Below are 7,790 nucleotides of genomic sequence, written 5' to 3' on the forward strand. Positions count from 1 at the left end.
CGAGCAGGCTCACTCCTACAGGGGGGATGGTGGTGATTACCAGGGAATGGTTTCGCCTCGGTAATTCACAAAATGATGCCCGCCGTTACCGGTGTATGCGTTCACCTGATCGACCAATCCGCGCGTGCTGGTTTCCACATCGATGTCAGCGCCTTCACCGCCCATGTCGGTCTTCACCCAGCCCGGATGCAGCGACAGCACGGTGAGTTTCTGCTCGCCCAATTGAGTGACGAAGCTGTTGGTCATCGAGTTCAACGCCGCTTTACTGGCCTTGTACAACGCCAGCTCCGGCGCATCCGGCATGGTCACGCTGCCCAGCACCGAACTCATGAACGCCAGCACGCCGGTATCCGGACGGATCTGCCCGACAAAACGCTGGGCCAGGTTGATCGGCGCCACGGCGTTGGTGAAAAACAGTTGCCCGACTTCGGCCAACGTCGCACCGCCCGGTGTCTGAACCTCCGGCCCCTTGACCCCGGCATTCACGAACAACAGGTCGAACACTTCACCCTTGAGTTGTTGGCTCAGGGCGATGACCGCCTGCTGGTCGTCCATGTCGAGTTTTTCGATCCGCACCTTGCCCAAGGCCTGCAAGGCTTCGGCGTTCTGCGGGTTGCGCACGGTGGCGGTGACTTGCCAACCGTCGGCCAGCAGGGTTTTTACCAGACCGAGGCCCAGGCCCCGGGAGGCGCCGATGATGAGTGCGGTTTTTGCCGTAGACATGAGTGGCTTCCTTGATAAATGAGGATCACGGATTCAATGGACAACGTTGACCGAGTCGTTGCTGCAACTCCTGACGCAGCGCGCCGAGTTCGTCGATTCGGGTTTCAATCAGTTTGAGTTTGTCTTGCAGCAATTGCGTGACGGCGCTGTCGGGATCGGGCGAGTGCCATAACGCGGCGACGCTGTTGCCGATCTCGCCGAGGGTAAATCCCAGCCGCTGAGCGGTCTTGATGTACAGCACCAGTTGCACCATGTCCGCCGGATAGTCGCGATAACCGTTGGCGCTGCGTTGCGCCGCAATCAACCCGCGCTGCTCGTAGAAACGCAGCGTGTCGCGGCTGACGGCGCTGGCCTGGGCTAATTCACCGATGCGCATCATGACATCTCGAGAGGGCTTGACCCTGGAGCATACTCCAGGCTTTAGCCTTGTTGCTCCCTGAATTTATGGAGCACGAAGGATGTGGACTTCAACGCAATATCGCCGGTTGGTGAAGGGTAGCGCGTGGTATGACTTGATCGTCATGGTGGCGTTTGTCACGCCGTGGAGTTTTGCGGCATTTCATGGCGTTTTGTTGAGTGTGAGTCAGGCGTTCAACTTGCCTGGCGAGCTGCCGCCGTTTGAGCCGATGCACCTGCTGATGGCCAATCTGTTGGGGTCGATTGTGTGTGTTTGGGCGGTGCTGCGGATTCGTGATCCGCAGCAGGTGTTTGGGCGGTATGACGCAGTCGGCAGATTTCTGTTTTCGGCTTGGCAGCTGTATGCCCTGGTCCATGGCGCCAGCTCATTGTTGGTGATTTTCCTGTTCTTTGAATTGGCGTGGGGCGTTGCTCAGGTGTTGCCTGTTCGGACGCTTTCGGGAGCAGGCTTGCCCGCGCTCTGAGCAATTGCAGACGAGGTGTTGGATCGGGGGTCGGCACGGGGTTGGGCATGACAGGCTCGGGTCGATTGAAGTGATGCCTGTGGATAAAACAATTTCCTGGTCATTGAGTCAGGAAAAATCAAAAGCGTTACAGATAAAGGCTTTGAGGACAGCGCCTCGCCCTATGTCGATCCCGAACCTGGCACCACTTGAGGGCAAAGCCGTTGATCGGGCTCCGGTTTTGCTCAGGGTGTTTGGTCAAAAAACGAGCAACCCACGGCAAGCCATGCCGGGCATGGGGCGGCGACAGCCATGAACGGGTTATCCACAGATTGCTCCACAGTATTTGTGCGCAAGCCCGAAGCTCGGGCATAAGCACTGCGTGGCTTTCTTCTAAAGGTGATAAACCACGCTAACTGATTGTTTTTACGTGGATTTAGCTTTTTTGATGGCGGATTGGACGAAAAGTGAGCAAAGCCCGCAAAGCCGCATGACAGAAGGGTTACAGCCGGGTGTGCTCAGGTTATCCACAGCCGGGTGCACAGTAGATGTGGGCAAATGCACCGGTTCGACGAAAGGGCTGTGAACGTTGTTGGTGCGATTAGTGCTGCAACAAAATGCGTCCGCGGCTCAAGTGCGCCAGCTGCGTTTGCAGGGTATCGATCTGGCTTTCGCCGATGGCCAGTTGCAGGTCTACACCGTTGGCCGTGAACGTTTCTTCCACCACCAATCCACCCAGTTCCGCCACCCGAAGCTTCACCAGCGGCAATTCTGCAAAAGCACAGGTACAACTCACCGGCACCCGACTGATCAGTTCAACCTTTGCCGCCGCTTGCAGGCACTTGTTGGCGCCGCCGCCATACGCCCGGGCGAGGCCACCGGTGCCGAGTTGAATGCCGCCATACCAGCGAATCACCAGCACCGCGACCTGATCGCAATACTGCGCGTCGATTGCCGCCAGAATCGGCCGGCCCGCGGTGCCACCAGGCTCGCCATCGTCAGTGCTGCGGTACTGGTCGCCAAGCTTCCAGGCCCAGCAATTGTGCGAGGCATTCAAATCGCTGTGCTGTTCGATGAACGCCTGGGCTTCAGCAGGGCTGCTGATCGGCGCGGCGAAAGTGATGAAGCGGCTTTTGCGAATCTCTTCGCGGTACTCGCAAAAACCGCTGAGGGTAAAAGGCATAAGTGTCTTAGATCGTTGGCGTCAGGCCGCAGCCCTTGAGAATGATACGGATCAGGTTGTCGCCAGCGTCTTCCATGTCCTGCTTGGTCAACTTGGTGCGACCGCTGACGCGGCAGATCTGCGTGGCGAAATCAGCGTAATGCTGGGTGCTGCCCCACAACAGGAAGATCAGGTTTACCGGGTCTACCGGGTCCATTTTGCCGGCGTCGATCCACGCTTGAAACACGCCCGCCCGACCCTGGAACCAGGCGCGATAATCCTGGTTGAAGTACTCGGTCAGGCACTCGCCACCGCTGATGACTTCCATGGCGAAGATCCGCGAGGCTTGCGGCTGACGGCGGGAGAATTCCATCTTGGCGCGGATATAACGCGTCAGCGCTTCCGCCGGATCATCCTCGGCGGTCAGGGTGTTGAAGGTGCTGTCCCACAACTGGAGGATGTTGCTCAACACCGCCACGTACAAACCGAGTTTGTTGGTGAAGTAGTAATGCAGGTTCGCCTTGGGCAACCCGGCATTCAGGGCGATGGTGTTCATGCTGGTGCCTTTGAACCCGTGACGGGCGAACTCGTCTTCGGCGGCTTTGATGATGGTCTCTTCGTTCTTCTGACGAATGCGGCTGGCAGGTTTGCCGCCGTGAGCGGGGACTTCAAAGGTCATAGGCACTTCCGGACAAGTGGGTGGGTACAACCAGTGCGTTGATAGCGCACCCACAGGCATCAGACAAGTCCTGACGCGATAAAACCTAGCGTGTCGCAGCCAGACTCTCCAGAAAACTTTCCAGCACCAAATGCGGGCGACGGCCCTTGCGGGTGACTGATGCGAGGCTCAGGTCATAAAAACGCACCGTTGGTTTCAGCGCACGCAATCGGCCTTGCTGCACCCAGAGGCTGGCGTAGTGGTCAGGCAAGTAGCCGATGTAGCGCCCGGTCAGGATCAGGAACGCCATGCCTTCCCGGTCCGAAGCACTGGCGGTGCAATTGAGCGCCTGGTAATGGGCCTGGATTTCCGCGGGCAAACGGAAGGTCGGGGCGATGGCGTCCTGGCTATTGAGGCGCTCGTCATCCAATTGTTTATCGTCGACATAAAACAACGGATGACCGACCGCGCAATACAGTAGTGAGCGCTCGCTATAGAGCGGCTGATATTCCAGCCCCGACAGCGCGCTGGCTTGCGGCACCACGCCGACATGCAATCGACCGTCGAGCACGCCTTGTTCGACTTCATTGGGCGCGATCATGCGGATCTGAATCTGCACGTCCGGCCCGCGTTCCTTCAATTGCGCCAAGGCGTGGGTGATGCGCATGTGGGGCAGGGTGACCAGGTTGTCGGTCAGGCCGATGGTCAATTCGCCGCGCAGGTGTTGGTGCAGGCCGTTGACCTCGGTGCGGAAACTTTCCAGCGCGCTTAAGAGTTGTAAGGCCGATTGGTAAACCTCGCGACCTTCTTCGGTCAGGGAAAACCCGGCGCGACCGCGTTGGCATAAACGCAGACCGAGGCGCTGTTCCAGATCGCTCATTTGCTGACTGATGGCCGAGCGGCCGATCCCCAGCACCGACTCCGCTGCCGAGAAGCCGCCGCACTCCACCACACTGCGAAAGATCCGAAGCAGGCGGATATCAAAGTCACTGACTTGCGCCAGCGGATCGGGGCGGCGGCTGCTCATAGTTTAGTGGTGACCTGACTGAACGTTAGAAGAGTTGGATTTCACCGACTTTATCCCCGTGGCAATTTAGCTGCAAGAACGCTTTTGATCTCTATGCCGCTTATTGCCCTGCGAGGTTTTGCCCATGAACTTGCCTGAAAACAACCCGACTTCCCTGGCTAGCCAGCTCAAGCTCGATGCTCACTGGATGCCCTACACCGCCAACCGTAATTTCCAGCGCGATCCGCGACTGATCGTTGCGGCTGAAGGCAGTTGGCTGATCGATGACAAGGGCCGCAAGGTTTACGACTCGCTCTCTGGTTTGTGGACCTGCGGCGCCGGGCATACCCGCAAGGAAATCCAGGAAGCGGTCGCCAAGCAATTGGGCACCCTCGATTACTCGCCAGGCTTCCAGTACGGCCATCCGCTGTCGTTCCAGCTGGCTGAGAAAATCACCGACCTGACCCCGGGCAATCTGAATCACGTGTTCTTCACTGACTCGGGCTCCGAGTGCGCTGACACGGCGGTGAAGATGGTTCGTGCTTACTGGCGTCTGAAAGGCCAGGCCACCAAGACCAAGATGATCGGTCGTGCCCGTGGTTATCACGGCGTGAACATCGCCGGCACCAGCCTCGGTGGTGTGAACGGCAACCGCAAAATGTTCGGTCAGGCGATGATGGACGTTGATCACCTGCCGCACACCTTGCTGGCGAGCAATGCTTATTCCCGTGGCATGCCGGAGCTGGGTGGTATCGCGTTGGCCGATGAGTTGCTGAAGTTGATCGAGCTGCACGACGCATCGAACATCGCCGCGGTATTCGTTGAGCCGCTGGCCGGTTCCGCGGGTGTTCTGGTTCCGCCACAGGGTTATCTCAAACGTCTGCGCGAGATCTGCGATCAGCACAACATTCTGTTGGTGTTCGACGAAGTGATCACCGGTTTCGGCCGTACCGGCAAAATGTTCGGCGCCGATACCTTTGGCGTGACCCCGGACCTGATGTGCATCGCCAAGCAAGTCACCAACGGCGCGATCCCGATGGGCGCGGTGATTGCCAGCTCCGAGATCTACCAGACTTTCATGAACCAGGCGACGCCGGAGTACGCGGTGGAATTCCCGCACGGCTACACCTATTCCGCGCACCCGGTGGCGTGTGCCGCTGGCCTGGCAGCACTCGACCTGCTGCAAAAGGAAAACCTGGTGCAGAGCGTGGCTGAAGTCGCACCGCATTTCGAAAATGCGCTGCACGGTTTGAAGGGCTCGAAAAACATCATCGATATTCGTAACTACGGTTTGGCCGGTGCGATCCAGATCGCGCCGCGTGACGGCGACGCCATCGTGCGTCCGTTCGAAGCCGGCATGGCCCTTTGGAAAGCCGGGTTCTACGTGCGCTTCGGCGGCGACACCCTGCAGTTCGGCCCAACCTTCAACAGCAAGCCGCAAGACCTTGATCGTCTGTTCGACGCGGTCGGCGAAGTACTGAACAAGATCGACTGATTTTCCCTTCTATATAGAGGCGCCCGTTGAAGGGCGTCTCGTGGACAACTTTTCAGGAGCCCTGCATGAGCCTTATCCCGCATTTGATCAATGGCGAACTGGTGACCGAAGACGGTCGCACCGCTGACGTGTTCAACCCGTCCACAGGCCAGGCGATCCACAAGCTGCCGTTGGCCAGCCGCGAAACCATTCAAAAAGCCATCGACTCGGCCAAGGCTGCGTTCCCGGCCTGGCGTAACACTCCGCCGGCCAAGCGTGCGCAGGTGATGTTCCGCTTCAAACAATTGCTGGAGCAGAACGAAGGGCGTATCGCTCAGCTGATCAGCGAAGAGCACGGCAAAACGCTGGAAGATGCTGCTGGTGAACTGAAGCGCGGTATCGAGAACGTTGAGTTCGCTTGCGCCGCACCGGAAATCCTCAAGGGCGAATACAGCCGTAACGTCGGCCCGAACATCGATGCCTGGTCGGACTTCCAGCCGCTGGGTGTGGTGGCCGGTATTACGCCGTTCAACTTCCCGGCCATGGTGCCGCTGTGGATGTATCCGCTGGCGATCGTCTGCGGCAACTGCTTCATCCTCAAGCCGTCCGAGCGTGACCCAAGCTCGACGCTGCTGATTGCTCAATTGCTGTTGGAGGCCGGTCTGCCTAAAGGTGTGCTGAGTGTGGTTCACGGCGACAAGGCTGCGGTGGACGCGCTGATCGAAGCGCCGGAAGTCAAAGCGTTGAGCTTCGTTGGTTCGACGCCGATTGCCGAATACATCTACGCCGAAGGCACCAAGCGCGGCAAACGCGTTCAGGCACTGGGCGGCGCGAAGAACCATGCGGTGCTGATGCCGGATGCGGATCTGGATAACGCGGTCAGCGCACTGATGGGCGCGGCTTATGGTTCCTGCGGTGAGCGTTGCATGGCGATCTCGGTGGCTGTGTGCGTCGGTGACCAGGTGGCGGATGCGCTGGTGGCCAAGTTGGTACCGCAAATCAAGGCGCTGAAAATCGGTGCCGGTACTTCATGCGGTCTGGACATGGGGCCGCTGGTTTCCGGTCAGGCTCGCGACAAAGTCAGTGGCTATATAGAAGACGGTGTTTCTTCGGGTGCGACCTTGGTGGTGGATGGTCGTGGGCTGAGCGTGGCTGGTCATGAGGAAGGCTTCTTCCTGGGTGGCTGCCTGTTCGACAACGTCACGCCAGAAATGCGTATCTATAAAGAAGAGATCTTCGGGCCGGTGCTTTGTGTTGTCCGGGTTAACAGCCTGGAAGAGGCGATGCAGCTGATCAACGATCACGAGTATGGCAACGGCACCTGCATCTTTACCCGTGATGGGGAAGCGGCACGGTTGTTCTGCGACGAGATCGAAGTCGGTATGGTCGGCGTCAACGTACCGCTGCCGGTACCGGTGGCCTATCACAGCTTTGGTGGCTGGAAGCGCTCGCTGTTCGGCGACTTGCATGCTTATGGTCCGGATGGCGTGCGTTTCTACACACGTCGCAAGGCGATTACCCAGCGCTGGCCACAACGGGCAAGCCATGAAGCTTCGCAGTTCGCATTCCCTAGTTTGTAAGTAGAAGGGAAGAAGGCCGGCCCCTTGGGGCCGGCCTTTGCGTTTCAGGGGCTTTTTTCACCTATATGACAGAACTGTGAAAATAGGTGTTGACGGCAGATTCTGGAAGTCTATAATTCGCCCCACTTCCGGCGCAGTCGAAACGGAAAACTCCTTGATAAACAATGAGTTACGCAGTTTTCGACGGCGAGTGGCTTCAGTTCATCGAAGCCCAGAAGGAGTTGAAAGAGCGGGGTGGTTTGGCTCTTTTAACGATTCGATCTTCTCGGTCGAAAGCGGAACAAAAGAGGTGTTGACAGCAGCGAGTAACGCTGTAGAATTCGCCTC

At 58.3% G+C, this 7,790-nt stretch carries 8 protein-coding genes; 3 read left to right on the forward strand and 5 right to left on the reverse strand.

The annotated features are described in order from the left end of the window. Window positions 1–36: 36 nt before the first annotated feature. Both QF010_RS22345 and QF010_RS22350 read right to left on the reverse strand, forming a co-directional pair. Window positions 37–723 carry an SDR family oxidoreductase gene (locus QF010_RS22345; RefSeq protein ID WP_429533969.1) on the reverse strand — a complete coding sequence of 229 codons (687 nt, stop codon included), beginning with the start codon at window positions 721–723 and terminating at the stop codon, window positions 37–39. Between the two features lie 25 nt (window positions 724–748). Beyond that, window positions 749–1,099: a MerR family transcriptional regulator gene (locus QF010_RS22350; protein WP_033059605.1), complete on the reverse strand. Its 351-nt coding sequence runs from the start codon at window positions 1,097–1,099 to the stop codon at window positions 749–751. An 82-nt stretch (window positions 1,100–1,181) separates the two neighbouring features. Between QF010_RS22350 and QF010_RS22355 the strand changes: the two genes are divergently transcribed. Next, window positions 1,182–1,604: a hypothetical protein gene (locus QF010_RS22355; protein WP_429533970.1), complete on the forward strand. Its 423-nt coding sequence runs from the start codon at window positions 1,182–1,184 to the stop codon at window positions 1,602–1,604. 580 nt (window positions 1,605–2,184) lie between these two features. On the opposite strand, the gene QF010_RS22360 is transcribed toward QF010_RS22355, so the two are convergent. The 3 genes from QF010_RS22360 to QF010_RS22370 form a co-directional block, all read right to left on the reverse strand. Continuing rightward, window positions 2,185–2,766: an IMPACT family protein gene (locus QF010_RS22360; RefSeq protein WP_429533971.1), complete on the reverse strand. Its 582-nt coding sequence runs from the start codon at window positions 2,764–2,766 to the stop codon at window positions 2,185–2,187. A 7-nt stretch (window positions 2,767–2,773) separates the two neighbouring features. Beyond that, on the reverse strand, window positions 2,774–3,424 hold the full coding sequence (locus QF010_RS22365) for a TetR/AcrR family transcriptional regulator (RefSeq protein ID WP_033059484.1): 651 nt from the start codon (window positions 3,422–3,424) through the stop codon (window positions 2,774–2,776). An 85-nt stretch (window positions 3,425–3,509) separates the two neighbouring features. Beyond that, on the reverse strand, window positions 3,510–4,430 hold the full coding sequence (locus QF010_RS22370) for a LysR family transcriptional regulator (protein ID WP_033059482.1): 921 nt from the start codon (window positions 4,428–4,430) through the stop codon (window positions 3,510–3,512). A 124-nt stretch (window positions 4,431–4,554) separates the two neighbouring features. Here QF010_RS22370 and aptA point away from each other — a divergent pair, with 124 nt between their 5' ends. Beyond that, window positions 4,555–5,904, forward strand: a complete 1,350-nt coding sequence (gene aptA, locus QF010_RS22375; RefSeq protein ID WP_046044701.1) for an omega-aminotransferase AptA — start codon at window positions 4,555–4,557, stop codon at window positions 5,902–5,904. A gap of 65 nt (window positions 5,905–5,969) precedes the next feature. Further along, window positions 5,970–7,463: a CoA-acylating methylmalonate-semialdehyde dehydrogenase gene (locus QF010_RS22380; RefSeq protein ID WP_033059478.1), complete on the forward strand. Its 1,494-nt coding sequence runs from the start codon at window positions 5,970–5,972 to the stop codon at window positions 7,461–7,463. Window positions 7,464–7,790 lie beyond the last annotated feature (327 nt).

The sequence above is a fragment of the Pseudomonas silensiensis genome, assembly GCF_050434865.1.
GTDB classification, from domain to species: domain Bacteria; phylum Pseudomonadota; class Gammaproteobacteria; order Pseudomonadales; family Pseudomonadaceae; genus Aquipseudomonas; species Aquipseudomonas fluorescens_W.